The sequence below is a fragment of the Enterobacter sp. AC1 genome (assembly GCF_050434705.1).
Classification (GTDB): domain Bacteria; phylum Pseudomonadota; class Gammaproteobacteria; order Enterobacterales; family Enterobacteriaceae; genus Enterobacter; species Enterobacter cloacae_L.
Genome location: NZ_JBNDIZ010000007.1, coordinates 205,402 through 229,788, shown reverse-complemented (window position 1 = coordinate 229,788; position 24,387 = coordinate 205,402). Strand labels below are relative to the sequence as shown.

At 57.8% G+C, this 24,387-nt stretch carries 29 protein-coding genes; 12 read left to right on the top strand and 17 right to left on the bottom strand.

Annotated elements, in window-relative coordinates:
* Positions 1 to 54 precede the first annotated feature (54 nt).
* The gene (locus M2433_RS19295) at positions 55 to 747 is read right to left on the bottom strand and encodes a response regulator (protein ID WP_429056279.1); all 693 of its coding nucleotides are present in this window, start codon (positions 745 to 747) and stop codon (positions 55 to 57) included.
* Complete coding sequence (locus M2433_RS19290; RefSeq protein ID WP_059312233.1) at positions 737 to 2,362, bottom strand: ATP-binding protein; 1,626 nt, start codon at positions 2,360 to 2,362, stop codon at positions 737 to 739. Before M2433_RS19290 ends, M2433_RS19295 begins: the two co-directional genes overlap by 11 nt.
* 345 nt (positions 2,363 to 2,707) lie before the next feature.
* Between M2433_RS19290 and M2433_RS19285 the strand changes: the two genes are divergently transcribed.
* Genes M2433_RS19285 through citG form a run of 8 tightly spaced genes read left to right on the top strand, consistent with a single transcriptional unit; the run spans position 2,708 to position 10,016 of the window.
* On the top strand, positions 2,708 to 4,069 hold the full coding sequence (locus tag M2433_RS19285) for a 2-hydroxycarboxylate transporter family protein (protein WP_108416257.1): 1,362 nt from the start codon (positions 2,708 to 2,710) through the stop codon (positions 4,067 to 4,069).
* A 17-nt stretch (positions 4,070 to 4,086) separates the two neighbouring features.
* Entirely contained in the window at positions 4,087 to 4,950 is an 864-nt protein-coding gene (locus M2433_RS19280; protein ID WP_059312234.1) for a fumarylacetoacetate hydrolase family protein, read from the top strand.
* A gap of 10 nt (positions 4,951 to 4,960) precedes the next feature.
* Positions 4,961 to 5,983: a [citrate (pro-3S)-lyase] ligase gene (citC, locus tag M2433_RS19275; RefSeq protein ID WP_429056276.1), complete on the top strand. Its 1,023-nt coding sequence runs from the start codon at positions 4,961 to 4,963 to the stop codon at positions 5,981 to 5,983.
* Positions 5,984 to 5,999: 16 nt separating this feature from the next.
* Positions 6,000 to 6,293 (top strand): citrate lyase acyl carrier protein, encoded by a 294-nt coding sequence (gene citD, locus M2433_RS19270; RefSeq protein ID WP_429056275.1) that lies wholly within the window; start codon positions 6,000 to 6,002, stop codon positions 6,291 to 6,293.
* Positions 6,290 to 7,165 carry a citrate (pro-3S)-lyase subunit beta gene (gene citE, locus M2433_RS19265; protein WP_032660024.1) on the top strand — a complete coding sequence of 292 codons (876 nt, stop codon included), beginning with the start codon at positions 6,290 to 6,292 and terminating at the stop codon, positions 7,163 to 7,165. The genes citD and citE overlap by 4 nt, the downstream gene beginning before the upstream one ends.
* A gap of 10 nt (positions 7,166 to 7,175) precedes the next feature.
* Entirely contained in the window at positions 7,176 to 8,699 is a 1,524-nt protein-coding gene (gene citF / locus M2433_RS19260) for a citrate lyase subunit alpha (RefSeq protein ID WP_429056272.1), read from the top strand.
* Positions 8,696 to 9,235 carry a citrate lyase holo-[acyl-carrier protein] synthase gene (gene citX / locus M2433_RS19255; RefSeq protein ID WP_429056270.1) on the top strand — a complete coding sequence of 180 codons (540 nt, stop codon included), beginning with the start codon at positions 8,696 to 8,698 and terminating at the stop codon, positions 9,233 to 9,235. Before citF ends, citX begins: the two co-directional genes overlap by 4 nt.
* Entirely contained in the window at positions 9,213 to 10,016 is an 804-nt protein-coding gene (gene citG / locus M2433_RS19250) for a triphosphoribosyl-dephospho-CoA synthase CitG (protein ID WP_429056268.1), read from the top strand. The genes citX and citG overlap by 23 nt, the downstream gene beginning before the upstream one ends.
* A 79-nt stretch (positions 10,017 to 10,095) precedes the next feature.
* Here citG and M2433_RS19245 read toward each other — a convergent pair whose 3' ends face one another.
* The 4 genes from M2433_RS19245 to mutY form a co-directional block, all read right to left on the bottom strand.
* Positions 10,096 to 11,352 (bottom strand): nucleoside permease, encoded by a 1,257-nt coding sequence (locus M2433_RS19245; RefSeq protein ID WP_047347894.1) that lies wholly within the window; start codon positions 11,350 to 11,352, stop codon positions 10,096 to 10,098.
* 228 nt (positions 11,353 to 11,580) lie between these two features.
* Complete coding sequence (gene mltC, locus M2433_RS19240) at positions 11,581 to 12,657, bottom strand: membrane-bound lytic murein transglycosylase MltC (protein WP_032660036.1); 1,077 nt, start codon at positions 12,655 to 12,657, stop codon at positions 11,581 to 11,583.
* Positions 12,658 to 12,713: 56 nt separating this feature from the next.
* Positions 12,714 to 12,986, bottom strand: coding sequence for an oxidative damage protection protein (locus M2433_RS19235; RefSeq protein WP_023309138.1), 273 nt, complete (start codon positions 12,984 to 12,986; stop codon positions 12,714 to 12,716).
* A gap of 25 nt (positions 12,987 to 13,011) precedes the next feature.
* Entirely contained in the window at positions 13,012 to 14,064 is a 1,053-nt protein-coding gene (gene mutY, locus M2433_RS19230; RefSeq protein ID WP_429056266.1) for an A/G-specific adenine glycosylase, read from the bottom strand.
* A 144-nt stretch (positions 14,065 to 14,208) separates the two neighbouring features.
* On the opposite strand from mutY, the gene trmB reads away from it, so the two are divergent.
* From trmB to M2433_RS19215, 3 genes are read left to right on the top strand one after another with little or no spacing between them, the layout of a single operon-like run.
* Positions 14,209 to 14,928, top strand: a complete 720-nt coding sequence (gene trmB / locus M2433_RS19225; protein WP_429056264.1) for a tRNA (guanosine(46)-N7)-methyltransferase TrmB — start codon at positions 14,209 to 14,211, stop codon at positions 14,926 to 14,928.
* Positions 14,928 to 15,254, top strand: coding sequence for a YggL family protein (locus M2433_RS19220; RefSeq protein WP_429056262.1), 327 nt, complete (start codon positions 14,928 to 14,930; stop codon positions 15,252 to 15,254). The genes trmB and M2433_RS19220 overlap by 1 nt, the downstream gene beginning before the upstream one ends.
* A 56-nt stretch (positions 15,255 to 15,310) precedes the next feature.
* Complete coding sequence (locus tag M2433_RS19215; RefSeq protein ID WP_429056261.1) at positions 15,311 to 16,027, top strand: DUF2884 domain-containing protein; 717 nt, start codon at positions 15,311 to 15,313, stop codon at positions 16,025 to 16,027.
* A 75-nt stretch (positions 16,028 to 16,102) separates the two neighbouring features.
* Here M2433_RS19215 and M2433_RS19210 read toward each other — a convergent pair whose 3' ends face one another.
* The 6 genes from M2433_RS19210 to M2433_RS19185 all read right to left on the bottom strand — a co-directional run bounded on the left by M2433_RS19210 (position 16,103) and on the right by M2433_RS19185 (position 19,843).
* Positions 16,103 to 16,465, bottom strand: coding sequence for an endonuclease domain-containing protein (locus M2433_RS19210; protein ID WP_429056259.1), 363 nt, complete (start codon positions 16,463 to 16,465; stop codon positions 16,103 to 16,105).
* Positions 16,466 to 16,528: 63 nt separating this feature from the next.
* Complete coding sequence (gene hemW, locus M2433_RS19205) at positions 16,529 to 17,671, bottom strand: radical SAM family heme chaperone HemW (RefSeq protein ID WP_429056257.1); 1,143 nt, start codon at positions 17,669 to 17,671, stop codon at positions 16,529 to 16,531.
* Positions 17,664 to 18,257, bottom strand: a complete 594-nt coding sequence (locus M2433_RS19200) for an XTP/dITP diphosphatase (protein ID WP_429056255.1) — start codon at positions 18,255 to 18,257, stop codon at positions 17,664 to 17,666. The genes hemW and M2433_RS19200 overlap by 8 nt, the downstream gene beginning before the upstream one ends.
* A gap of 3 nt (positions 18,258 to 18,260) precedes the next feature.
* Positions 18,261 to 18,557 carry a DUF167 family protein YggU gene (gene yggU / locus M2433_RS19195; RefSeq protein WP_010435470.1) on the bottom strand — a complete coding sequence of 99 codons (297 nt, stop codon included), beginning with the start codon at positions 18,555 to 18,557 and terminating at the stop codon, positions 18,261 to 18,263.
* Complete coding sequence (locus M2433_RS19190) at positions 18,554 to 19,120, bottom strand: YggT family protein (RefSeq protein ID WP_429056253.1); 567 nt, start codon at positions 19,118 to 19,120, stop codon at positions 18,554 to 18,556. Before M2433_RS19190 ends, yggU begins: the two co-directional genes overlap by 4 nt.
* 21 nt (positions 19,121 to 19,141) lie before the next feature.
* Positions 19,142 to 19,843 (bottom strand): YggS family pyridoxal phosphate-dependent enzyme, encoded by a 702-nt coding sequence (locus M2433_RS19185; RefSeq protein ID WP_429056251.1) that lies wholly within the window; start codon positions 19,841 to 19,843, stop codon positions 19,142 to 19,144.
* A gap of 17 nt (positions 19,844 to 19,860) precedes the next feature.
* On the opposite strand from M2433_RS19185, the gene M2433_RS19180 reads away from it, so the two are divergent.
* A complete protein-coding gene (locus tag M2433_RS19180) occupies positions 19,861 to 20,841 on the top strand; it encodes a type IV pilus twitching motility protein PilT (RefSeq protein WP_264439805.1) in 981 nt (326 codons plus the stop codon).
* A 10-nt stretch (positions 20,842 to 20,851) separates the two neighbouring features.
* On the opposite strand, the gene ruvX is transcribed toward M2433_RS19180, so the two are convergent.
* The 5 genes from ruvX to endA all read right to left on the bottom strand — a co-directional run bounded on the left by ruvX (position 20,852) and on the right by endA (position 24,368).
* On the bottom strand, positions 20,852 to 21,268 hold the full coding sequence (gene ruvX / locus M2433_RS19175; protein WP_047347906.1) for a Holliday junction resolvase RuvX: 417 nt from the start codon (positions 21,266 to 21,268) through the stop codon (positions 20,852 to 20,854).
* Positions 21,268 to 21,828, bottom strand: a complete 561-nt coding sequence (locus M2433_RS19170; protein WP_008499752.1) for a YqgE/AlgH family protein — start codon at positions 21,826 to 21,828, stop codon at positions 21,268 to 21,270. The genes ruvX and M2433_RS19170 overlap by 1 nt, the downstream gene beginning before the upstream one ends.
* A gap of 82 nt (positions 21,829 to 21,910) precedes the next feature.
* Positions 21,911 to 22,858 (bottom strand): glutathione synthase, encoded by a 948-nt coding sequence (gene gshB / locus M2433_RS19165; RefSeq protein WP_063428433.1) that lies wholly within the window; start codon positions 22,856 to 22,858, stop codon positions 21,911 to 21,913.
* Between the two features lie 18 nt (positions 22,859 to 22,876).
* Positions 22,877 to 23,608: a 16S rRNA (uracil(1498)-N(3))-methyltransferase gene (gene rsmE / locus M2433_RS19160; protein WP_059312249.1), complete on the bottom strand. Its 732-nt coding sequence runs from the start codon at positions 23,606 to 23,608 to the stop codon at positions 22,877 to 22,879.
* Positions 23,609 to 23,660: 52 nt separating this feature from the next.
* Positions 23,661 to 24,368: a deoxyribonuclease I gene (gene endA / locus M2433_RS19155; protein WP_063428435.1), complete on the bottom strand. Its 708-nt coding sequence runs from the start codon at positions 24,366 to 24,368 to the stop codon at positions 23,661 to 23,663.
* Between the last annotated feature and the right edge of the window lie 19 nt (positions 24,369 to 24,387).

Sequence of the window (24,387 nt, the reverse complement as noted above, 5' to 3'; positions counted from 1 at the left end):
CGGAGCCGTCTTTTCACCCTCGCCCCTTTGGGGAGAGGGCCGGGGTGAGGGGAGTTAAGCCGCATTACGCTTATACATCCTCCTCGGATGCCCGATCTTCCCGTACAGCATCTCCACGCTGAGAAACCCGGTCTCCACGCAGTGCTCCAGATAGCGCCGGGTGGTGGTTTTACTCAGTCCCGTCTCGCTCACGACCTCATCCACCGTAAAGCAGTGCGTCGCCTTGTCGTTGAACAGCGTCTGCACGCGCGCCAGCGTATTTTCCTCAATGCCCTTGCTGCCGTTGTCCTGGCGGTAGTTTTTCGCCTGTAGCTGATAGAGCGAATCGACGTTCTGCTGGTCGACAATCTTCCAGACGCGCTGCTGTTCGGCAAACTGCACAAACCGCTCCAGCGACTGGCTGAGCCGCTTCCAGGAGACGGGTTTGAGAATGTAGTCGAACGCGCCGTTGCGGATCGCCTGGCTGCAGGTGTCCATATCGCTGGCGGCGGTAATAAAGATCACCGAGCAGTTGGCGCGGGCCAGCATGGGGTTATTAATCAGCGAGATCCCTTTGCCGTCAGGCAGATAGTTATCCAGCAGCATGAGCTGCGGCTGTTTGCTTTCAAGCTCAGCCTGGGCCGCTGCCAGCGACGAGGCAATGCCCACCAGCCTCAGACGCGGATGCTTGCCTATCAGCTCCGCGTGCAGTTGCGCCAGCTCGCTCTCGTCTTCAACAATCAGTACGTCGATAAGTTCATGTTGCATAGTCGGTGTCTTCCAGTTGCCGGGCGGTTCCCGTGGCAGGGATAAACAATGAGAAAATGGTGCCGCGCGGCGTATTATCGGCAACTTCTATTGCGCCGCCAGCCTGAGTGACATAGCTTTCGATCAGATACAGGCCAATCCCATGATCGCCGCGTGTTTTGGTGGTGATGCCGCGTTCAAAGATCCTGTCGCGGATCTCCGGTGTAATGCCAACGCCCTGGTCGGCCACTTCAATAATCAGCTCCTGTTCGCTGAGTTTTATCAGCACCTCCACCGGCGCGTGGGGAAGCGGTGAGCGCTGCGTTGCTTCGATGGCGTTATCCAGCAGGTTGCCAATAATCGAAATCAGCTCTTGCTCCCCCAGCGGCAGGAACGGCCTGTCCAGACGACACGCCGGGTCGAAACACAGCTCGACGCCTTTCTCCCGCGCGCGGGCGGCTTTGCCCAGCAGCAGGCCGCACAGGGTCGGGGAACTGAAGCGCGAAGAGATAAAGTCCAGCAGCTCCTGGGCATGCTCCGACTGCGCCTGAATGTAGCCAATCGCCTCCTCATAGCGGCCCATATGCAGCAGGCCGGACAGGGTAGTCATCCGATTGAGCTGCTCGTGGCGCATAATGCGCAGGTTATCGACATAGCGTTTTACCTGGCTGAGCTGGGCGCTCAGCGAGTCGATCTCGTTGCGATCGCGGAAGGTGATTACCCAGCCCTGCAGCGATCCCTCAAGCATAATGTGCACCCGGCTGGCAATCACCGTGAGATCGTTAAAACGGCAAATCTCGTCATGGGTATCTTTCGCCAGCATCGTTTGCGTATCGAAGAACGGGACCGGATCGATAACCTGGCTTATCAGCTGCCCGCGCAGCTCCCGGGCGGGCTGGCTCAGGCCGAGCAGCTTGCGCGCCGCCTGGTTGATTACTTCAATCCGTCTCTGATCGTCAATGGCAATCACCCCTTCATAAATAGACTCCATCAGCGCCTTCTGCTGGCGCACCAGCAGCCCGATCTCTCGCGGCTCGAGGGAGAAGATCTGCTTCTTAATGCTGCGGGTAAAGAACCAGGAGAAGACAAAGAGGGCAATCAGCAGCAGCACGGCGGCAATCAGGATATTGACCACTTTACTGACGGTAATGGTATCAAGGTAGCTGGTGAGATAACCTACCGAAACAATGCCGACCACCTGCCCGGCATCGTTGAAGATGGGGGCCTTACTGCGCAGCGAAATGCCCAGTCCCCCTTTGCGGATGGTGGTGGTGCTTTTACCCTGCAAAACCGCTTCATTGTCACCGCCGACCAGCGTCGTGCCCACTCTGTCGGCAAAGACGGAGTGAAAAAGGTGCTGGCCCTTATTATCGCCAATCACAATAAAGCTGGCGTCACTGTGCGCGGACATCTTCTGCATAAAATCATGGATGGCGCTGATATTCTTTTGTTCGACTTCATCACGCAATGTCGGAATAAGCGCAATCTCTTCAGCCTGTATTTTGGCGCGGGCGCTCATTTCCTGATAAAGCTGTTTGCCGACATCGGCATAATAATATCCGCCCAGTAGCGCAAAAAGTACTGAGAAAAAGGCAACCAGCGAAATAAACAGCTTAATCTGGAAAGAGACTTTCATAACTATCACGCGAGGTAGCGGCAAAGATCGCCAATATATCATCTTTTTTCGTGCGGATGCCCGCTTTGCCGAAAACTTGTGATCCCTTGCACAGCAGGGGCTGTAAAAGATTTATCCTAAAGGCAGCGGTGCTTCAGGCTGCACGAATAAATGTTATTTGTTTGTTCAATTCGGAAAAGAAACCATAAAAACCACGGCAATAAATAAGGGATAAATCACATTAAATAAAAGAAACCATTAAAACCATAGTGGCCATTAAAACTTCGCTTTTAATATGCCATTCCTCACATAAAGTAAGCCTTTGTGACTCTAAGCTGAACGCACAAAATAACTAAGGGGCTTATTATGAGCACAACTGACGATTCTTTCTCTGTTACCCACGACCCGATTGAAATTCAGCGACCTTCGCTCAAAGAGCGTTGGTGGCATATTATGGATACCTGGAAAATCGGGATTATTCCTCTGCCGCTGTTCGTTCTGGCGGGCGCGCTGATTGCCATTGATTGCCTGGGCGGAAAACTGCCGAGCGATATCGTGGTGATGGTGGCGACGCTGGCCTTCTTCGGCTTTGCCTGCGGCGAGTTTGGCAAACGCCTGCCGATTGTCGGCAAGCTCGGCGCGGCGGCGATCTGCGCGACCTTTATCCCTTCCGCGCTGGTCTATTACGGCCTGCTGCCGGACGTGGTGGTCGAGTCCACCACCAAGTTCTACAAATCCACCAACATTCTCTACCTCTACATCTGCTGCATTATCGTCGGCAGCATCATGAGCATGAACCGCACGGTGCTGATTCAGGGCTTCCTGCGCATCTTCTTCCCGATGCTGTGCGGCGAAATCGTCGGCATGCTGGTGGGGATGGGCGTCGGCCTGGCGCTGGGTCTTGAGCCGTTCCAGATCTTCTTCTTTATCATTCTGCCGATTATGGCGGGCGGCGTTGGGGAAGGGGCAATTCCGCTTTCCATCGGCTATGCCACCCTGCTGCATATGGACCAGGGCGTGGCGCTCGGCCGCGTGCTGCCAATGGTGATGCTCGGCGGTCTGACGGCGATCATTATCTCCGGCTGCCTGAACCAGCTCGGTAAACGCTACCCGCACCTGACCGGTGAAGGCCAGCTGATGCCGAACCGCGCGAATGCCGATGCTAGCGTCTCTCAGCCTGCGTTCTCCGGCAAGGCGGACGTGACCACCATTGCCTCCGGCGCGCTGCTGGCGGTGCTGCTCTATATGCTGGGCATGCTCGGCCACAAGCTGATTGGCTTGCCTGCTCCAGTCGGCATGCTGTTTATGGCGGTGCTGGTGAAGCTCTGCAACGGCGCCTCCCCACGCCTGCTGGAAGGCTCGCAGGTGGTGTACAAATTCTTCCAGACCTCCGTGACCTACCCGATTCTCTTCGCCGTTGGCGTGGCCATCACCCCGTGGCATGAACTGGTGGCGGCGTTCACCGTCAGCAACCTGCTGGTGATTGTCAGCACCGTTTCTGCACTGGTCGCAACCGGCTTCTTCGTCGGCAAAAAGATTGGTATGCACCCGATTGATGTCGCCATCGTCTCCTGCTGCCAGAGCGGCCAGGGCGGTACCGGCGACGTGGCGATCCTGACCGCAGGCAACCGCATGAGCCTGATGCCGTTCGCCCAGATTGCTACCCGTATCGGCGGCGCGATTAACGTCTCTATCTCACTGCTGATTCTGGGCAACTTCCTCGTTTAAGTTTTCAGGAAAGAACAATGAAACTCGCAAGCTTTTTATACCAGGGAAAACGCAGCTACGGCATCGTCCAGGCCGACGGCGTGATTGACTTAGGCCGCCGTCTCGGCGACCGCTACAGCGACCTCAAGGCGCTGCTGCAGGGCAACGGGCTGGCGCAGGCCACCCGCTATCTGAACGATGCCGTGGACGTGCCGCTGAGCGCCATCACCTTCTTACCGGTGATTGTGCAGCCGGAAAAAATCCTCTGCGTGGGCATGAACTACGCCGACAAGCGCAAGGAGTTTGACCAGCATAACCCGGCCCCAACGCTGTTTGTCCGCTTCCCGGATTCACAGACCGGGCACAACGAGCCGGTGCTGAAGCCGCGCCACTCCAGCGAGTTCGACTACGAAGGCGAGCTGGCGGTGATCATCGGCAAAGGCGGGGAGAACATCAGCCGCGACGACGCCCTGCGCCACGTGGCCGGCTACAGCTGCTACATGGACGGTTCCGCCCGCGACTGGCAGCACACCTGGTTTACCGCCGGTAAAAACTGGCGTCAGACCGGCGCGTTTGGCCCGTGGATGGCGACGGCCGATGAGATCCCGGACCCGCACCAGTTGGCGATCCGCACCTGGCTGAACGGCCGCATGGTGCAGGAAGACAACACCAGCAGCATGATCCACAAGGTGGCAGAGCTGATCGAGTACATCAGCACCTTTACCCGCTTGAGCCCGGGCGACGTGATCATCACCGGCTCCCCTGGCGGGGTGGGGAAAAAGCGTAACCCACCGCTGTTTATGAAAGAGGGCGATCGCATTGAGGTGGAGATCGAGCATATCGGTCATCTGAGCAACGTGATCGTGGAAGCGCCAGCCGTCGGGCTTGCGGCGGCACACTGAGTAAGGCGGCATGAACAGTCAACCCATCGATTTTCGCCACACCCTCGTGGCGAAGCACCCGGAACGCTTAAGCCAGATCCGTTACCTGCTGGCAGACAGCGGCCTTGGCCTGGACAACGACATCACGCTGTTTGTCGAAGCCTGGTCCGGCCCGCAGCTGGTGGGTTGCGCAGGGCTTGCCGCCAACGTCATCAAGTGCGTGGCGGTCAACGAGCAGCTTCGCGGCGAGAACCTCAGCGCGCGGCTGCTGGCAGAGGTGGAACATGCGGCGCTGGAGCGCGGCCATTTTCACCTCTTCCTCTGCACCCGTCCGTGCAACCGGGAGCGCTTTGCCCGCAGCGGCTTCTGGCCGATTGCCCAGAGCGGGAACAATGCCGTGCTGATGGAGAACACCCCGCAGGGGATCGAGCGCTACTGCCGTTCTCTGCGCGCGAACCGCAAGTGCGGGGAGAAGATTGGTGCCATCGTGATGAACGCCAATCCGTTCACCCTCGGCCACCGCCATCTGGTGGAGCAGGCGGCGACGCGGTGCGACGCCCTGCACCTGTTCGTGGTGCGAGAAGACGCGTCGTTCTTCCCGTTCAGCGCCCGCCTCGAGATGGTGCGCGCGGGCGTGGCGCACCTGCCGAACGTGGTGGTGCATGAAGGCTCGCAGTACATCATCTCCCGCGCCACCTTCCCGGCCTACTTCCTGAAGGAGACCGGCAAAGTACAGCAGGCGTGGAGCGAGATCGACGTGCTGATCTTCCGGGACTTTATCGCCCCGGCGCTGGGCATCACGCATCGCTTTATCGGCTCGGAGCCCTTTTGCGACATCACCCGTCAGTACAACCAGACGCTGCACGACCTGCTGGCCTCGCATATCGAGGTGGTGGAAATGCCGCGCATCAAGGCCACCGGCAACGCCATTTCGGCGTCCGAAGTGCGCCGCTTACTGAAGACACAGCAGTTTTCCCGGATCCGGGAGATTGTCCCGGACTCCACCTTCGCGCATCTCGAAACGCATTACCGTGCGAGTGCCGAAGTCGCTTAACTACCAGGAATTTATCATGAAAATTGTAAGGGAGGCGCTGGCCGGAACGCAGGAGTCCAGCGACCTGATGGTGAAAATCGCTCCCGCTCACGGCGAGCTGGAGATAGTCATCCACAGTGAAGTGATTAAGCAGTTTGGCGAGCAAATTCGCCAGGTGGTCAACGACACATTGCGCGCCATGGACGTGCACCAGGGACTTATCATTATTGAAGACAAAGGGGCGCTGGACTGTGTGATCCGCGCTCGCCTGCAAAGCGCGCTGATGCGTGCCGCCGATGACCAGGCCATCAACTGGGGGGCGCTGAAATGAGCAAACTCCGCCGCAGCATGCTGTTCCTGCCGGGCGCCAACGCCGCCATGCTCTCCACCGCTTTTATCTACCGTCCTGACTCCATCATGTTTGACCTTGAGGACGCCGTCGCCCTGCGCGAGAAAGACACCGCGCGCATGCTGGTGTTCCACGCGCTGCAGCACCCGATGTATCAGGATATCGAAACCGTGGTGCGCATTAACCCGCTCAGTACGCCGTTTGGCCTGCTGGATCTGGAAGCCGCCGTGCGGGCGGGCGTGGACGTGATCCGCCTGCCAAAAACCGACACGCCGGACGATATCTACGAGCTGGAAGGCCACCTGGAGCGCATTGAACGTGAATGCGGACGCGAGGTTGGCTCCACCCGCGTAATGGCGGCGATCGAGTCGGCCATTGGCGTCATCAACGCCGTGGCGATTGCCCGCAGCTCCCCGCGCTTAATTGGCATCGCGCTGGCCGCCTTTGACTACGTGATGGATATGCAGACCGAGCGCGGCGACGGCACCGAGCTGTTCTACGCCCGCTGCGCCGTGCTGCACGCCGCACGCGCCGCGGGCATCGACGCCTTCGACGTGGTGTGGTCGGACGTTAACGACGAGGCCGGATTCCTGCGCGAGGTCGATCTGATCCGCAAGATGGGCTTTAACGGCAAATCGCTGATTAACCCGCGCCAGATTGACCTGCTGCACAACGCCTACGCCCCGACGCAGGAAGAGGTGGATCACGCCAAAAGGGTGATTGAGGCGGCAGAAGAGGGCGAGCGTAACGGCCTGGGCGTAGTGTCGCTCAACGGCAAAATGGTGGATGCACCGATTATTAACCACGCGCAGGTGGTGCTGGAGCGCGCGGCGGCCTCCGGCGTGCGTCGGTAAGGATGAGATAATGAATCAGACTGAACTTCTTCACGTGAATTTTCCCCATCTGCGGGACCTGAAGCCCTTTGATACCGCCCACAGCGCGACGCCGTGGCTGGCGGACAGCGACGCGAAGCACAGCCGCAAGCTCTGCGCCTCTGTTGAAGAGGCGGTGATGCGAAGCGGCCTGCAGGACGGAATGACCATCTCCTTCCACCACGCGTTTCGCGAAGGCGACCGGGTGATCAACACCGTCGTGGCGCTGCTGGCGCGGATGGGCTTCAAAAACCTGACGCTGGCCTCCAGCTCGCTGATGACCTGCAACGACGCGCTGATCGAGCATATCGAAAGCGGCGTCATCACTAGAATTTATACTTCCGGGATGCGCGGCAGGCTGGCGGAGGCCATCTCCCACGGGCTGATGGACGAGCCGGTGCAAATTCACTCCCACGGCGGGCGCGTGAAGCTGCTCCAGGACGGCGAGCTGAATATCGACGTGGCGTTTCTCGGCGTGCCGTGCAGCGATGAATTTGGCAACGCCAACGGCACGCACGGCAAATCCTGCTGCGGCTCGCTGGGCTACGCCATGGTGGACGCGCACTTTGCCCGTAAGGTGGTGCTGCTTACCGAAGCGCTGGTGCCGTTCCCCAATATGCCCGCCAGCCTGGTGCAGGATCAGGTGGACTACATTGTGCAGGTCGAGAGCGTGGGCGACCCGGCGAAAATCAGCGTCGGTGCGGCGCGCGTCACCAGCAACCCGCGCGAGCTGATGATCGCCCGCTACGCGGCGGACGTCATTGAGCACTCCGGCTATTTCAAACCGGGCTTTTCGATGCAGACCGGCTCCGGCGCGGCAGCGACCGCCTGTACGCGCTTTATGGAAGAGAAGATGGAGCGCAGCGGCGTAAAGGCGCGTTTTGCGCTCGGCGGCATCACCGGCAGCCTGGTGGATCTGCACGAGAAGGGGCTGATTGAAAAGCTGCTCGATACCCAGTGCTTTGACGGCCAGGCGGCGGCCTCGCTGGCGCGTAACCCGAACCACGTGGAGATCTCCACCAACGTTTACGCTAACCCCGGCAGCAAGGCGGCAAGCTGCGACCAGCTCGACGTGGTGATCCTCAGCGCGCTGGAAATTGACGTCGATTTCAACGTCAACGTCATCACCGGCTCCGACGGCGTGATGCGCGGCGCGTCCGGCGGGCACTGCGACGTGGCCGCCGCGGCGAACCTGACCATCGTGGTTGCGCCGCTGCTGCGTAGCCGCATACCGACGGTCGTGAAGCGGGTCACCACGCGCCTCACGCCGGGGGAGAGCATCGACGTGCTGGTCACCGACCACGGGATAGCGGTCAACCCGGCGCGCCCGGAGATCCGCGAGCGGCTGCTGGAGGCGGGGCTGAAGGTTGTGGACATCAGCGCGCTCTTTGAGCGGGCGATTTCCCTGACCGGCGTACCGAAACCGATTGAATTTACCGACAAAATTGTCGGGGTGATCCGCTACCGCGACGGCAGCGTGATCGACACCGTACGACAGGTGAAGGAGGACGTATGACGTTAGCGACACCCGTGCGGGCGGGTGTCAGCCTTGACGAACTGCTGGCGGCGAAAGAGCGCCGCGCAGCGCGCCAGGCTGATATGCTCGAGCACTATCAACAACCGGTGATTTCCCTCACGCTGGTCACGCCTGGGGAAATCAAGGACAGCCTGCGCTATCGCAATACCATGGGCGTGGCGCTGCAGATGTGCGGCCAGCTGCTGTGGGAGAACCGCTGGCAGGTGCTGGACCGCCAGGTGCTGTGGCTTCCGACCGGGCCAGAAGCCCTGTGGTGCGTGGCCCATCCGGCGGTGGAAATCAAAGCGCACTGTGCGGATCTGGAGCAGACGCATCCGCTCGGCAGGCTGTGGGATCTGGATGTGATCTGCCCGCAGCACGGCCACGTCGGGCGTCAGTCGCTGGGGACGAATCTCAGACGCTGCCTGATCTGCGACGAGCCCGCGCATGCCTGCTCCCGCTCGCGCAATCATCCCGTTGAGCAGGTGGTTTCCCGCGTGGAGAAGACGATCGATGACTGGTTTGCTCGCGACTAAACCGCGCCCGGTTGACGTGCCCGCGCTTGCCGAAGCGGCGCTGTGGCAGGAGCTGGAGCTGACGCCCAAGCCGGGGCTGGTGGACAAGCTCAATAACGGTTCCCATCGCGATATGGACCACGCGCTGTTTGTCCGCAGCATCGCGGCGATTACGCCGTGGTTTTCGCGCTTTGCCGAGCTGGGTAGTGCGCATGCGGATAAACCTGCTGCCGAACAAATAAGGATTATCCGCCCGATGGGGATGGCCTGCGAGCAGGCGATGTACGCCGCGACGAACGGAGTGAACACCCACAAGGGCGGTATTTTTGCCCTGGGTTTACTGTGCTTCGCCGCCGGGCGTGTGAAAAATATCTCCGCAGACAGCCTTTGCTGTGAGGTGAGTAACATCTGCAGCGGGCTGGTTTCGCGGGAGCTGGCCGCACGCAGCGGACGGGCGACGGCGGGCGAGCGGCAGTTTCAGCAGTACGGCTTAACCGGCGCGCGCGGCGAGGCGGAGAGCGGCTTCGGTACGGTGCGTAAGGCTTTAGATTCGTGGAACGGACAGTCGCTTCACGGCCTGCTGTTGCGCCTGATGGCGATAAATCAGGACAGCAATCTGGTGTCGCGCGGCGGCATGGAAGGGCTGCGCTACGTTCAGGGCTACGCGCGGGAATTACTGGCTAACGGCTGTGATCGCGAGGCGTTGCTTAGGATGGATAAGGCATTGATTGAACGCAATCTGAGCCCGGGCGGCAGTGCGGATTTGCTGTCGGTGGGGTGGGTGCTCTCTGCAATAAAATAGCCGGGTGGCGGCTTCGCCTTACCCGGCCTACGGACTGGTTTTGTAGGCCCGGTAAGCGCAGCGCCACCGGGCACAACAATCAATGCGCGATTGGCTGTGCACCATTCGGCACGCGAACGTGCTTGTACTTGAACAGCACGATAAACGCGAAGAACAGCACCAGCGAGTATGCGGCGAAGATCAGCCACACCGGCTGCCAGTTGGTGATGCCGTTGGTGGTATACATCTCAACCACTTTACCGCTCACCACGCCGCCCAGAATACAGCCGAAGCCGTTGGTCATCATCAGGAACATACCCTGCGCGCTGGCGCGGATTTCAGGCTTCACCTCTTTTTCCACAAACACGGAACCCGAGATGTTGAAGAAGTCGAAGGCGCAGCCGTAAACAATCATCGACAGAACCAGCAGCACGGTGCCGAACGGGCTTGGGTCGCCGTAGGCGAACAGACCGAAGCGCAGCATCCACGCCGCGATACTGATCAGCATGACGTTCTTGATGCCGTAGCGGCTCAGGAAGAACGGGATGGTCAGGATGAACAGCGTCTCGGAGATCTGAGAGATGGACATCATCACCGACGCATGCTCAACGATAAAGCTGCCGGAGAACAGCGGGTTGTTATCGAAGCTGTGCAGGAAGGTGTTGCCGAACATGTTGGTGATCTGCAGTTCCGCGCCCAGCAGCATGGAGAAGATAAAGAAGATCGCCATGCGCTTGTTTTTAAACAGCGCGAAGGCGTCCAGGCCGAGCATGGTGCTCCAGCTCTGGTTTTTCTGCTGGTTTGAAACCGGAATGGTTGGCAGCGTCAGGGTGAACAGCGCCAGCACCACGGAGAGCGCAGCACCGATGTAGAGCTGCATATGGCTCAGTTCAAAGCCCGCGAAGCTCACGCCCCACATCGCCATAATAAAGCCGATGGTGCCCCAGATGCGGATTGGCGGGAAATCGGTCACGATATCCATATCCGCAGATTTCAGGCGGTAGTAGGAGATGGTGTTGATCAGCCCAAGCGTTGGCATATAGGCCAGCGAGTTAAGCAGGATCACCATGAACATCGCCCCCGGCGTGGTCACCTGGGCTGCCATAAACAGCGTCCCCGCGCCCACCAGATGGCAAAGCATGTACAGCCATTTGGCACTCAACCATTTATCCGCCACGATCCCCAGCAGCGTTGGCATGAAGACAGCCGCAATACCGAGCGAGCTGTATACGGCACCGATTGACGCACCGTCGAACTTGAGCGTCACAAACATATAGGAGCCGAGTGTAGTCAGCCAGCTACCCCACAGGCAGAACTGCAGAAACGACAATATTTTAAGCTGCAGCTTAAGGTTCATGTTACTTTCCTCACAAGTGAGCGGGAGATATGTTGTTATAGAAACATTCAGGGTTGTTATTTGATGCAATTCTATCAGTTGGCAACGATATGTTTTGTTACCTCCCGCAAAAAAATGCAATCCACATTAATTTGCAGTTTGGATTGTGATGCAAATAACATTTTCGTATGGATGTTCAAGTTCCCTCTCCCTTTTGGGGAGAGGGTTAGGGTGAGGGGTGTTGGTTTTCTAGCGGCGACGGTAGTTCTTCTGCGCCGTATTCACCTTATACAGATAGCGGCGGGATTCCGCAGACGGGTGGCGGGTGGTGAGGGTTGAGTAGACATCCCCCGGCGCCATGCTGTTAATGATGTTTGCGGCCTGCACTTTGTCATTTGAGAACACGCGCAGCACGCTGCCCGCGCCGCCGTTATAGGCGGTGATCACCGCATAGCGGCGCGAGGTTGGGTTATCAATCCCGCCCAGGTAGACATTGTTCAGCATCGCCAGGTAGGCCGTACCGGTATCAATGTTGCTTTGCGGATCGAACAGATAGCTGCGGCTCGGCGTCCCGGATTTACCCTGCGCGCGGAAGACGTCTTTACCGGCGCTGTGCTGCACAACCTGCATCAGCCCCAGGGCGTCGGAACGGCTTACCGCGTATGGGTTAAAGGACGATTCGGTCTGCATAATCGCCAGGATCAGCGACTCATCCACGCCGTACTTGCGCGAAGCCTGACGCACCATTCCAATGTACTTATGCGCACGTTTGTCGAGGTGGTTCGGGACAAGATTGATGGTGACGCTGTAGATAATCTTCAGGCCGTTAGAGCGGCTTTTCAGGCGCGTCTGCAGCAGGTAGTCGGCAAATTTCGTGGCGCGACCTTCCCAGCGGATCGGCTGACCGGTCTGATCCACAACCTGACCGTACAGGAACGGCTCTTTGGAAATGGTGATATCGTCGGCATCGGAGTAGAGATCGATAGAGCCCGGATCGTCACCCATCAGCAGGGTTTTGATAATCGCCTGACGGAGCCGTGCCGCAGGGTCCGTGCCTGCAATGGTCTCAATCGTGATCGTACCCTCATCAAAGTTGATGTGGCTACGGGTCTGATAGGCATCGGTGTACTTAACGTAGTCCTTTGGTCCGGCAATAAGAACTTCGTTAAATCCCCATATATTCTCGATGTTGTGGGCAAACTGCCCCATCAAAATGTCAAAACCGTTGGTGTCCTTGATCCAGGCTTCGTTGTAATCTTCGCCTTTTTTTGACGAACACGAGACAAGCAACGGCGCAACAAGGGCTAGCGCTAAAAGTTTTTTCATCATTCCGGGAGTGTGTGTTGTGTTTGCTTTAACGGCGGGGTTTCCCCCGCACGCTGTTATTTTTCCGGTGGCGTATAGCCTTCGATGTGCACGTCTTTACCTTCGAACAGGAAGCTCACCATCTCCTGCTCCAGCAGCTTGCGATGTTCCGGGTTCATCATGCTGAGTTTTTTCTCGTTGATCAGCATGGTCTGCTTTTTCTGCCACTGTCCCCAGGCTTCTTTGGAGATTTCATTGTAGATGCGTTTACCCAGGTCGCCCGGATAAAGCTGGAAATCCTGGCCTTCAGCGTCACGCTGCAGGAAAGTACAAAAAATCGTTCTGGCCATACTCATTCCTCTTTTTTAGCCGATGCTAAACCATTGCACCGGCACGTAATTGCTGTAACAGGCGCTCCACGGGAGCCGCCAGCCCGACTGATGGCGGTTGCGCTAAGTTATACCAGAGAGCGGTGCCTTCATCCATGCACGAGGTGAATGAGGACACGGGAAGCCACATCGGCACAATATCCAGGTGGAAATGGCTGAAGGTGTGGCGAAACGCGGTCAGCTGCGTCAGGTTATCGGCAGCAATCCCGCGCTGTTTAAGCCATTCACGCAGCAGCGCTTCATTTTCAAACTGTGGGAAGCAGTATAGACCGCCCCACAGGCCGCTCGGTGGACGCTGGGCCAGAAAGACGCCGTCGCCGTGCTGCATCAGCAGCATATAGCCGGTGCGCTCCGGTAGCGTCTGCTTGGGTTTCTTACCGGGATACTGCGCCCACGAATGGTTGGCATACGCCACGCAGAGATTATTCACCGGGCAGAGTTCGCATTTCGGCTTTGAGCGCGTGCAGACCATCGCGCCGAGATCCATCATCGCCTGATTAAAACGCTCCACGCCTTTTGCCGGGGTGACCGCTTCGCTGATCTCCCAAAGGCGTTTTTCTACGTCTTTCTTACCCGGCCAGCCGTCAACGGCGTAGCAGCGCGCCAGCACGCGTTTGACGTTGCCGTCGAGGATCGGGAAATGCTTGCCTAAAGACAGGGAGAGAATGGCGCCCGCAGTTGAACGTCCGACGCCGGGTAAGTCCGCCACCTCGTCAAAGGTTTCCGGGAATTTACCGTTGTGGCGCGTCGCGACCTGCTGTGCCGCTTTGTGCAGATTACGCGCGCGGGCGTAATAGCCCAGGCCTGTCCACAGGTGCAGCACTTCGTCTAATGGCGCGTTTGCCAGATCGGTGACCGTCGGGAAGCGCGCCATAAAACGCTCGAAGTAAGGAATGACCGTGGCGACCTGCGTTTGTTGCAACATCACCTCGGAGAGCCATACTTTGTAAGGCGTTTTTTCAATTTGCCAGGGCAGGGTTTTACGCCCGTATTTGTCGTACCAGTCCAGCACCTGGGCTGAAAATTGAGAGGCTTGCATGGTCATCGATTCACATAATCAGGGACGCAGATTGCAGCACAGCGTCAATCTGCTGTAAACCGGATCTTTCCCATGCTTGCATAGAAGCCTTAACTTTGGATAATGCCCGTTTCCCGAACATTCTCACAAGCAGACAACTCTTTTATGAAAAACGACGTCATTTCACCGGAATTTGATGAAAACGGTCGCCCGCTGCGCCGTATTCGCAGCTTTGTCCGCCGTCAGGGTCGCCTGACAAAAGGGCAGCAACACGCGCTGGACAACTACTGGCCGGTGATGGGCGTTGAGTTCAGCGAGCAGCCTCTGGACTTTGTCGAGCTGTTTGGCCGCGAAGCGCCAGTCACGCTGGAGATCGGTTTTGGTATGGGCACCTCGCTGGTGACCATGGCGAAAGCGCGTCCTGAGCAGAACTTCCTCGGTATCGAAGTGCATTCTCCAGGCGTCGGCGCGTGTCTCGCAACGGCCCATGAAGAGGGCGTTGAGAACCTGCGCGTGATGTGTCACGACGCGGTGGAAGTGCTGCACAAAATGATTCCTGACAATTCTTTGAACATGGTTCAGCTCTTTTTCCCTGACCCGTGGCACAAAGCACGTCATAATAAACGCCGTATCGTTCAGGCGCCGTTTGCCGAGCTGGTAAAAAGTAAGCTGAAGCTCGGTGGTGTCTTCCATATGGCGACCGACTGGGAACCGTATGCGGAACATATGCTGGAAGTGATGTCGTCTCTGGAGGGTTACAAAAACCAGTCTGCGAGCAACGACTATGTACCGCGTCCGGAATCGCGTCCGGTAACGAAATTTGAACAGCGTGGCCATCGTCTTGGTCACGGTGTATGGGACTTAATGTTCGAGAGGGTGAAATAATGGCAAAGAACCGTAGCCGTCGTCTGCGTAAAAAAATGCACATCGAAGAATTCCAGGAAGTGGGTTTCTCCGTTGCGTGGCGTTTCCCGGAAGGCACCAGCGTCGAGCAGATCGATCGGGACGTTGATGCGTTCATCAACGAGGTGATCGAGCCCAACAAGCTGGCCTTCGACGGTAGCGGCTACCTGGCATGGGAAGGTCTGATCTGCACCCAGGAAGTGGGTAAATGCACCGAAGAACATCAGGCGCTGGTACGTAAATGGCTGGAAGAACACAAGCTGGAAGATGTCCGCGTCAGCGAACTTTTCGACGTTTGGTGGGACTAATAAAGTAGCCAAGGGCCAGCATTAGCTGGCCCATTTTGTCTGAGGGAGTGTTTAAGATGCGCAAAACGTTGCTGGCCGTTGCTTTGATGGCTACCGGATTCACCGCCCATGCGGAGTATAAATGTAGCGTCACCCCGCGTGATGACGTGGTGTTAAGCCCGCAAACCGTGCAGGTCAAAGGCGAGAACGGTAATCTGGTGATTACGCCGGAAGGGAACGTCACCTTTAACGGCAAGCAGTACAACCTGACTGCCGCACAGCGTGAGCAGGCGAAAGACTACCAGGCCGATTTGCGTACCGCCCTGCCATGGATTAACGACGGCGCGCTGACGCGCGTTGAGAAAAGCCGCGTCGCGCTGGACAAGATCATTACCAAAGAGGTGGGTGAGAGCAGCAATATGCGCACCCGCCTGACCAAGCTCGATAAGCAGCTTAAAGAGCAGATGAACCGGATTATCGAGACGCGCACCGACGGCCTGACGTTCCACTACAAGGCGATTGATCAGGTCCGCGCTGACGGGCAGCAGCTGGTGAACCAGGCGATGGGCGGCATCCTGCAGGACAGCATCAACGAGATGGGCGCCAAAGCGGTGCTGAAAGGCGGCGGTAACCCGCTTCAGGGCGTGCTGGGCAGTCTGGGCGGCCTGCAGACCTCCATTCAGAACGAGTGGAAGAACCAGGAAGATGATTTCCAGCAGTTTGGCAAAGACGTGTGTAAACGCGTGGTGTCGCTGGAAGATAGCCGGAAGGCGCTGGTGGGGACGCTGAAGTAAGGTTTCTGCGCGCTGGGCCCCTCACCCTAACCCTCTCCCCAAAGGGGCGAGGGGATGGTTTGCTCCCTCTCCCTTTCAGGGAGAGGGCCGGGGTGAGGGTTGCAGCGCTTGCAGTGTCTCAAGGATCTTTTCTAATACCGCCTCTTCGTTATCCCAGAGTTCGTTGTTCCAGAAACGAATGACATGCCAATCTTTCTCATTAAGCCAGCACGTCCTTTGACGATCGTATTCCTGATTTTCATCATGTTGCCCGCCATCCAGCTCAACAGCCAGACGAGCCGCACAGCAGGCGAAATCCAGAATGTAGTGACCAACCGGATGCTGTCGACGAAATTTATAATTTTCGAAACGGCGACTACGCAGTAAATACCACAGCCGCCTCTCTTCCTTCGTCAGTTCGCGTCTGAGCTGTTTTGCATAAGAACGAATAATGTCCATCCCCACACTCTGCCAGCCTTTCCCTCAGCCGGCAGTACGGGATGCAAAATCCTGAATCAACCTTCAGGAATCTTCGGCGAGGAACAGCTCAAGAAGGGAGTTTAAGAACAGTTTGCCGTGCTCGGTAATCTGCCAGTATTCCTCACATTCCGTGAGATACCCCTGCGCCAGCGCTTCGTTAATCTGCGGGCGAATCACCGATTCCGGTAGCCCGGTGTACAGCGCAAACTCCGCGCGCGGTGCGGCTTCCAGCAGGCGGAAGCGGTTCATAAAGAACTCAAACGGCTTATCTGTCGCCTCGACGTCGTGCTGACGCTCTAGATAACGGCCTTCCATATACCCGCGCGGATGGCGAGTCTTCGCCGTGCGCAGTATGCGCCCGTCCGGGAAGGTCACCTTGCCGTGCGCGCCGCAGCCAATCCCCAGATAGTCGCCAAAGCGCCAGTAGTTCAGATTGTGCTGACACTGATAGCCCGGCTTCGCGTAGGCGGAGGTTTCATACTGCTGATAGCCCGCAGCGGTCAGAAGCGTATGGCCCTGCTCGAAGATATCCCACAGCGCGTCGTCATCCGGCAGCACCGGCGGGCGGGAGCCGAACAGCGTGTTTGGCTCGATGGTGAGCTGGTACCACGAAAGATGCGGCGGGTTCAGCGCAATCGCCTGGCGCAGATCGTCCAGCGCCTCTTCCAGCGACTGGTCCGGCAGGCCGTGCATCAGATCCAGGTTAAAGCTGCGAAGATTAAGCCCCGTCGCCAGGTGTGCCGCACGCTTCGCCTCTTCGGGGCCGTGAATGCGCCCCAGGCGCTTCAGTTTTGGCTCGCTAAAGCTCTGCACGCCGATGGAGATGCGGTTCACGCCCGCGCGCTGATACTCGACAAAACGGTCGGCCTCAACGGTGCCGGGGTTGGCTTCCATCGTAATTTCAGCATCCGCTGCCAGGTTCAGACGTGCGCGCACGCCGTCCAGCAGCGTCTGCATCGCCGGGCCGGACAACAGGCTCGGCGTACCGCCACCAATGAAAATGGTCTTAATTTCACGTCCCTGTGCGTAAGGTACATCGGCGTCCAGGTCGGCCAGCAGATGCGCAACGTAGTCATCGTGCGGCACTTCGCCCTTCAGCGCGTGCGAGTTGAAATCGCAGTACGGGCACTTCTGCACGCACCACGGGATATGAATATAAAGACTCAGAGGCGGCAAATTAGCCATTACGCAGTGCTTCCAGTAACAGTTTCAGCGCGCGTCCACGGTGGGAAATCGCGCTTTTCTCTTCGCGGGTCAGTTCCGCAGCGGTTTTGCCCTCGGACGGGACATAGAAAATCGGGTCGTAGCCAAAGCCGCCGTTGCCCGCGGCTACACGGGTAATCACGCCCGGCCAGCTGCCGTGGCAGACGACAGGCGTCGGGTCTTCCGCATGACGCATATAGACCAGCACGCAGTGAAACTGCGCGGAACGCTGTTCGTCAGGCACATCTTTCAGGGCGACAAGCAGCTTTTCCAGATTCTCCTGGTCGGTAGCGTCCACGCCGGAATAGCGTGCAGAGTAAATCCCCGGCGCGCCGCCGAGAAAATCAACGGCCAGGCCGGAGTCGTCGGCAATCGCGGGCAGGCCCGTAATCTGCGCGGCATGGCGCGCTTTCAGGATCGCGTTTTCGATAAACGTCAGGCCCGTCTCTTCGGCGGACTCGACGCCAAGCTCGGTCTGGGCGACCACGTCCAGCCCAAAATCATTTAATAGCGAGGCCAGCTCGCGCACTTTACCGGCATTACCGGTCGCGAGAACAACTTTCTGCATGGTTTAGTCCTGTTCTGTCAGAGCCGCGACTTCCGTCGGGATTACTTGCGGATTGAGGATTTTTACCTGTTTATGCCGCCCCAGCTCGCCTTTTTCAATGATGACCTGGCTTTTGGCGACGCGAAACTGTTTTGCCAGATATTTGGTCAGATGCGCGTTCGCCTGGCCGTCAACCGGCGGGGCGGTGATGGCGACTTTCAACTCGTCGCCATGCAGCCCAACAATACTGTCACGGCTGGCTTTCGGCTGAATATACAGCCGCAAAACCAGCCCGTCAGCGCAGGTGCTTACGGCACTCATAGCGCCATCCACAGCCCCGGCAGCAGCATGTTGCCCGTGGACTGTAACAGCTCAGCGATACCCATGTTGACCACATACAGCAGCAGTACCAGGATCATCGGCGAGAAATCAATACCGCCCATCGAAGGCAGCAGGTTGCGAATAGGGCGCAGCAGCGGTTCGGCCAGTTGGATCAGTGCATATTCAACCGGACTACGGCCCTGGCTTACCCAGCTCATTATCGCCATCACCAGCAGCACCCAGAAGATCAGCAAACCGACGGTTTTGACCAGAATCAGGACCGCAGCAATCCAGATAATCGGCTGGAAGGTGATGACCATAAACAGCACGATCGCTTTGATAACGCTCAGAATAAACGCTACCAGCAGAGACGAACTGTCGATGGGACCCATCGCCGGAATAATACGGCGCAGCGGCCCGACAACAGGTTGCGTGATTTTCACGACAAACTGGGAAAACGGATTGTAAAAATCACAGCGGGCCCACTGCATCCAGACGCGCAGCAAAAGCGCCATCGTATACAGCTCAATGACCGTTGAGAGCAGGAAAGTCAACGTCTTCATGGCGTTCCTCAGGTTTCCTTATTATTGGGTGTAGTCGCGCGCACCGAAAATGGCTGTACCGATGCGCACCATAGTGCTGCCTGCCGCGATGGCGGCTTCCATATCATCCGACATGCCCAGAGAAAGCGTGTCTACCGTGTCATAGCGCGCTTTAAGCGCCTCAAATGCTACAGCCATTTGCTGTGCCACGGCAAACTGCCTTTCATAACTTGACTCAGGCGCCGGGATTGCCATCAGCCCGCGCAGGGTTAAGCGCGGCAGGGCGGCGACTTCTTCTGCCAGTGCATCCAGCTCACTTAGCGCAATGCCGGACTTGCTGTTTTCATCACTGATGTTGATTTGAATCAGCACGTTAAGCGCGGACATCACTGCGGGCCGCTGGTCGTTCATACGGGTAGCGATGCGCAGTCGGTCAACGGTATGGCACCAGTCGAAATGCTCTGCCACCAGACGGCTTTTATTCGACTGCAGGGGACCAATAAAGTGCCACTGCAGATGCGTATTCCCCTGTTCCTGGAAGTAGCGAATTTTATCCACGCCTTCCTGGACGTAGTTCTCACCAAACGCCCGCTGGCCCGCATCAATGGCTTCTGCGATGGCGCTCGCAGGCTTCGTTTTGCTGACTGCAAGTAACGTAATTTCTTCTGAAGCACGGCCGCAACGCGCTGCGGCGGCTGAGATTTTGTCCCGGACCTGTGCCAGGTTATGCGCAATGTCGTTCATTTTCCGAGGAGTAGTCTATGGATGTGGAAGAAATGGTGGCGCTTAGTGTAAAGCATAATGTCTCCGATCTACACCTGTGCAGTGATTCACCACCCCGCTGGCGCATATCAGGCCGCCTTGAGCCGGCACCGTTTCCGCCGCCTGACGTCGAAGCATTGTTAAAAGCGTGGCTCAACGACGAGCAGCAGGGAATATGGTGGGCAAGCGGGCAGGTAGATTTTGCCGCGACGGTGGCGGGGGGGCAGCGCCTGCGCGGCAGTGCCTTTAAGCAAATGAACGGTGTCTCTGTGGCGCTGCGGCTGTTGCCGCGTACCTGTCCACAGCTCGCTTCACTGGGCGTGCCGCGGGCAATCCCGGAACTGTTATCCAATGAGGCCGGGTTGATTCTGGTGACGGGGGCGACGGGCAGCGGCAAATCCACTACGCTCGCGGCAATGGTCGATTTCCTCAACCACCATACCGACGGCCATATTCTCACGCTCGAAGATCCGGTGGAGTTTATCTACCAGAGTGAGCGCTGCCTGATACAGCAGCGGGAGATGGGTCAGCACAGCCCGTCATTTGCTGAAGCGCTGCGCAGTGCGTTGCGCGAGGATCCGGACGTGATTCTGCTGGGGGAACTGCGCGACAGCGAAACGATCCGCCTGGCGCTAACGGCAGCGGAAACCGGACATCTGGTGCTGGCGACGCTGCATACGCGCGGCGCATCGCAGGCGATTGAACGGCTGGTCGATACGTTCCCGGCGCAGGAGAAAGATCCGGTGCGTAACCAGTTGGCCGGCAGCCTGCGGGCGGTGCTGGCGCAGAAGCTGGTTCCTGACTTACAGGACGGGCGCGTCGCGCTGTATGAACTGCTGGTGAACACCGCCGCGGCGGCGAATCTTATTCGCGAAGGAAAAACATGGCAACTGCCCGGCATCATTCAAACCGGTCAGCAGGCAGGCATGCAGAACTTTGACCAGAGCCTGGCGGAGAGACGTGCACAGGGGCGGCTGTAGGCCCCTGTACTCAATAGCCCTGTTCGAAATAGCTTTCGAGGATGATGACGGCAGAAGCGGAGTCCACGCTGCCCTTGTTGAGCGCCCGGAAGCCGCCGTGTTCAAACAGACCCGCGCGTGCTTCAACGGTGCTGAGACGCTCGTCGTGAAGCTTCACGGAGACGCCAAACCGGCCATGGATTTTATTGGCAAACTTACGCGCCCGGGCGGTAAGCGGCTGTTCCGTGCCGTCCATGTTCAGCGGCAGTCCAACAATCACATCGTCCGGCTGCCACTCTTTGAGCAGACGCTCGATGAGGTTCCAGTCTGGCGTGCCGTCGTTGGCCTTCAGGGCCGTAAGCGGCCGTGCGGTACCGGTGATGCGCTGACCAATGGCGACGCCAATGCTCTTCGTTCCGAAATCGAAAGCCAGAAGTGTTCCGCTCATCAGGCGTGCCCCGCGACGCCAGGCATGGTCAGAATATCAATGCCAATCAGCTTCGCCGCGTCACGCCAGCGATCGGCGATAGGGGTTTTAAACAGGATATTCATGTCCGCAGGGGCGGTGAGCCAGGCGTTATCGAGGATCTCTTGCTCAAGCTGGCCTTTCTCCCACGAAGAATAGCCCAGCGCCACCAGTACTTCGGAAGGCTGCTCAGCGGTGCCCAGCGTTTCCAGCACGTCGCGCGAGGTGGTGATGACGGTGTTATCCGAAATTCGAATACTGGAGGAGAATACCGGTGGCGTATGCAGGATGAAACCGCGATCTTCTGCGAGAGGTCCACCCAGCATCACGGGTTTATCGAGCCGGATCTCCGGCAAGCGCGCTTCAGCCGGGATTTTCAGCTTGTCCAGAATCCCTTCAACCTGAAGGTTTTCCAGCGGTTTGTTGATGATAATGCCCATCGCGCCGTCTTCATTGTATTCACAAATATAAACCACGGCGCGGCGAAAAATCGGGTCCTGGAGAGCAGGCATGGCAATAAGAAAGTGATGCTGTAAATTCATTGTCAGAGGTACTGTTTCCTGGTTTAAAAAGCGACAGCGACCAGTATGCGGAGAAACCCGGGCGCTGTCACTCATTGGTGGGTTATTTCTGCAGGCGTTTTTCGATAGCGTCCATCAGCATTCCGGTAATGGAGACCGGGAATTCCGCTTCAATTTCACGAATGCAGGTCGGGCTGGTGACGTTCACTTCCGTCAGGCGGTCGCCGATGATATCCAGGCCAACGAAGATCAGGCCCTTGGCCTTAAGGGTCGGACCGACGCGGCGGGCAATTTCCCAGTCGCTTTCGGTCAACGGGCGCGGTTCGCCGCGGCCACCGGCGGCCAGGTTACCGCGGGTTTCACCACCCTGCGGGATACGTGCCAGGCAGTAAGGAACCGGTTCGCCATCCACAACCAGAACGCGTTTGTCGCCGTCTTTGATCGCCGGAATATAGTTCTGCGCCATGCAGTAGCGGGTGCCCAGCTCGGTCAGCGTTTCGGCAATCACGCCAATGTTCGGATCGCCTTCCTTCACGCGGAAAATCGACGCGCCGCCCATGCCGTCCAGCGGCTTCATGATGATATCGCCGTGCTTCTGCCAGAATTCCTTCAACTGGGCTTTGCTGCGGGTTACCAGCGTTTCAGGCGTCAGGTCAGAGAACCAGGCGGTGTAGAGCTTCTCGTTGCAGTCGCGCAGGCTCTGCGGTTTGTTGACGATCAGCGTGCCTTTCTCTTCAGCACGCTCGAGGATATAGGTGCAGTAGATGTACTCGGTGTCGAACGGCGGATCTTTACGCATCAGAATGACGTTGAGATCGGCAAGCGCAATGTCCTGCTCTGTGCCGAATTCGTACCATTTGTCGTAGTTCTGCTCGACGTTAACGATGCGGGTGCGCGCGCGGGCTTCACCGTTGATTAGGTAAAGATCGTTCATCTCCATATAGTGGAGTTCATAGCCGCGACGCTGCGCTTCCAGCAGCATGGCGAAGCTGGAATCTTTCTTGATGTTAATGTTTGCGATGGGGTCCATCACGATGCCGAGCTTGATCATCTTTCTCTCCAATATGCGTCAACCCAGATCGCCAAACCGTACCTGTAGCGCGGTAATGGCCGTGAGTGCCGTTGTCTCAGTGCGCAGAACGCGAGGTCCCAACAGAATATCAGTAAACTGGTAACGTGCCGTCATCGCAATTTCGTCCGCCGAAAGCCCGCCTTCGGGGCCAATCAGCAGGCGTACGCGCTCAACGGGCAAGGGCAGCGTATTGATGCTGGCGCTGGCGCGCGGATGAAGGTTGAGCTTCAGCCCACTTTCCTCTTCTGCACACCAGTCTTCCAGATCCATCGCCGGGCGGATCTCCGGGATACGGTTGCGGCCACTCTGTTCACAAGCCGCAATGGCAATTTTCTGCCACTGCTGAAGCTTTTTGTTCAGACGTTCCGCATCCAGTTTAACGCCACAGCGCTCAGAAAAAAGTGGCGTAATGAGGCTTACACCCAGTTCAATGGATTTCTGAATCGTGAACTCCATCTTTTCCCCGCGCGACATGACCTGGCCCAGATGAATGTGCAGCGGCGATTCGCGGTCATCCACTTCGCCACGCAGCACGTTAACGTGCACGCTTTTTTTATCGGACCGCGTAATTTGTGCGTCGAAAACCTGGTTTGAGCCATCGAACAGCTGAATGGCCTGACCTGCGCCCATGCGCAGCACGCGGCCAACGTGGTTGGCGGCGTCATCAGACAGGGCGATTTCGCGACCTGCGGTAATCGGTTCAGGATGGTAAATGCGGGGAATGCGCATAGTCAGAAATTCCGTGTGTAATACGATGTAAGCAAATTGCCGCTAGTGTAGGTTAGCTCTTTTGCGCCTGGCAAGCTCGCTGGACGTAAGGGTTATGATTCCCCTGCACCCTGGCGATGCGTTCGTCGCGCTGGCACTCCCACTCCGTCACCGGGTATTGCTTGTCCCAGGCGTTGAACAGCTGCGTCTGCTGGCGGGAGAGGTTGAGGTCGTAACGATCGCGCATATAGAAATAGGTGCGGGCAATGCTGCCGCGCGCGCGGGCAGGGGGCTCGGCGACTTTCTCTTTGAAATCCACCTTCATACCGCACTGACCGTACTGGCCTTCGCCACCGTTCCACTGGCTGTACATAAAGTTGCCGCGGTCACCGTTCACTTCGCCAACCGCAGGCTGCAGGTTGTGCATATCGCTTTCCATCTGGCGATAAACCGGGTCTTTGGCGCAGTTTTTACGCCCGCCGTCCTGCCAGCACTGGCGCTGGTGGCCAAACTGCCATGCCGGAACGACATGTTCCCATTCAATGCGGCTGGCGCGGTTTTCATTTTTACGCACCTTATAGCCGCAGGACTCAAGGTCAACGACCCCTTTTTTACCCTGCCAGTTAATTTTACAACCGCAGTAGAAATCGCCCGGCACGTCAGCGTTGACCTTTACGCCGGCCGCTTTGGCCTGAGAGAAACTGTTGATACCGTCGGCCAGCGCGTGGCCTGAGAGCGCCGTCGTCAAAAAGGCGACCGCGAGAGAAACATTACGGGACATCTTACACTCCGTGTCAAAA

What these genes read in the sequence shown, in the direction of transcription:
- citX (WP_429056270.1), top strand. Translation starts at nt 8,696, where the DNA reads ATGACGTTAGCGACACCCGTGCGGGCGGGTGTCAGCCTTGACGAACTG.
- hemW (WP_429056257.1), bottom strand. Translation starts at nt 17,671, where the DNA reads ATGGCTAATTTGCCGCCTCTGAGTCTTTATATTCATATCCCGTGGTGC.
- M2433_RS19190 (WP_429056253.1), bottom strand. Translation starts at nt 19,120, where the DNA reads ATGAAGACGTTGACTTTCCTGCTCTCAACGGTCATTGAGCTGTATACG.
- M2433_RS19285 (WP_108416257.1), top strand. Translation starts at nt 2,708, where the DNA reads ATGAGCACAACTGACGATTCTTTCTCTGTTACCCACGACCCGATTGAA.
- M2433_RS19170 (WP_008499752.1), bottom strand. Translation starts at nt 21,828, where the DNA reads ATGAATTTACAGCATCACTTTCTTATTGCCATGCCTGCTCTCCAGGAC.
- M2433_RS19295 (WP_429056279.1), bottom strand. Translation starts at nt 747, where the DNA reads ATGCAACATGAACTTATCGACGTACTGATTGTTGAAGACGAGAGCGAG.
- M2433_RS19215 (WP_429056261.1), top strand. Translation starts at nt 15,311, where the DNA reads ATGCGCAAAACGTTGCTGGCCGTTGCTTTGATGGCTACCGGATTCACC.
- citG (WP_429056268.1), top strand. Translation starts at nt 9,213, where the DNA reads ATGACTGGTTTGCTCGCGACTAAACCGCGCCCGGTTGACGTGCCCGCG.
- M2433_RS19245 (WP_047347894.1), bottom strand. Translation starts at nt 11,352, where the DNA reads ATGAACCTTAAGCTGCAGCTTAAAATATTGTCGTTTCTGCAGTTCTGC.
- rsmE (WP_059312249.1), bottom strand. Translation starts at nt 23,608, where the DNA reads ATGCGCATTCCCCGCATTTACCATCCTGAACCGATTACCGCAGGTCGC.
- citC (WP_429056276.1), top strand. Translation starts at nt 4,961, where the DNA reads ATGAACAGTCAACCCATCGATTTTCGCCACACCCTCGTGGCGAAGCAC.
- M2433_RS19200 (WP_429056255.1), bottom strand. Translation starts at nt 18,257, where the DNA reads ATGCAGAAAGTTGTTCTCGCGACCGGTAATGCCGGTAAAGTGCGCGAG.
- mltC (WP_032660036.1), bottom strand. Translation starts at nt 12,657, where the DNA reads ATGAAAAAACTTTTAGCGCTAGCCCTTGTTGCGCCGTTGCTTGTCTCG.
- M2433_RS19180 (WP_264439805.1), top strand. Translation starts at nt 19,861, where the DNA reads ATGGATGTGGAAGAAATGGTGGCGCTTAGTGTAAAGCATAATGTCTCC.
- yggU (WP_010435470.1), bottom strand. Translation starts at nt 18,557, where the DNA reads ATGAGTGCCGTAAGCACCTGCGCTGACGGGCTGGTTTTGCGGCTGTAT.
- citE (WP_032660024.1), top strand. Translation starts at nt 6,290, where the DNA reads ATGAGCAAACTCCGCCGCAGCATGCTGTTCCTGCCGGGCGCCAACGCC.
- citF (WP_429056272.1), top strand. Translation starts at nt 7,176, where the DNA reads ATGAATCAGACTGAACTTCTTCACGTGAATTTTCCCCATCTGCGGGAC.
- citD (WP_429056275.1), top strand. Translation starts at nt 6,000, where the DNA reads ATGAAAATTGTAAGGGAGGCGCTGGCCGGAACGCAGGAGTCCAGCGAC.
- endA (WP_063428435.1), bottom strand. Translation starts at nt 24,368, where the DNA reads ATGTCCCGTAATGTTTCTCTCGCGGTCGCCTTTTTGACGACGGCGCTC.
- mutY (WP_429056266.1), bottom strand. Translation starts at nt 14,064, where the DNA reads ATGCAAGCCTCTCAATTTTCAGCCCAGGTGCTGGACTGGTACGACAAA.
- M2433_RS19185 (WP_429056251.1), bottom strand. Translation starts at nt 19,843, where the DNA reads ATGAACGACATTGCGCATAACCTGGCACAGGTCCGGGACAAAATCTCA.
- trmB (WP_429056264.1), top strand. Translation starts at nt 14,209, where the DNA reads ATGAAAAACGACGTCATTTCACCGGAATTTGATGAAAACGGTCGCCCG.
- M2433_RS19235 (WP_023309138.1), bottom strand. Translation starts at nt 12,986, where the DNA reads ATGGCCAGAACGATTTTTTGTACTTTCCTGCAGCGTGACGCTGAAGGC.
- M2433_RS19210 (WP_429056259.1), bottom strand. Translation starts at nt 16,465, where the DNA reads ATGGACATTATTCGTTCTTATGCAAAACAGCTCAGACGCGAACTGACG.
- M2433_RS19280 (WP_059312234.1), top strand. Translation starts at nt 4,087, where the DNA reads ATGAAACTCGCAAGCTTTTTATACCAGGGAAAACGCAGCTACGGCATC.
- M2433_RS19220 (WP_429056262.1), top strand. Translation starts at nt 14,928, where the DNA reads ATGGCAAAGAACCGTAGCCGTCGTCTGCGTAAAAAAATGCACATCGAA.
- ruvX (WP_047347906.1), bottom strand. Translation starts at nt 21,268, where the DNA reads ATGAGCGGAACACTTCTGGCTTTCGATTTCGGAACGAAGAGCATTGGC.
- M2433_RS19290 (WP_059312233.1), bottom strand. Translation starts at nt 2,362, where the DNA reads ATGAAAGTCTCTTTCCAGATTAAGCTGTTTATTTCGCTGGTTGCCTTT.
- gshB (WP_063428433.1), bottom strand. Translation starts at nt 22,858, where the DNA reads ATGATCAAGCTCGGCATCGTGATGGACCCCATCGCAAACATTAACATC.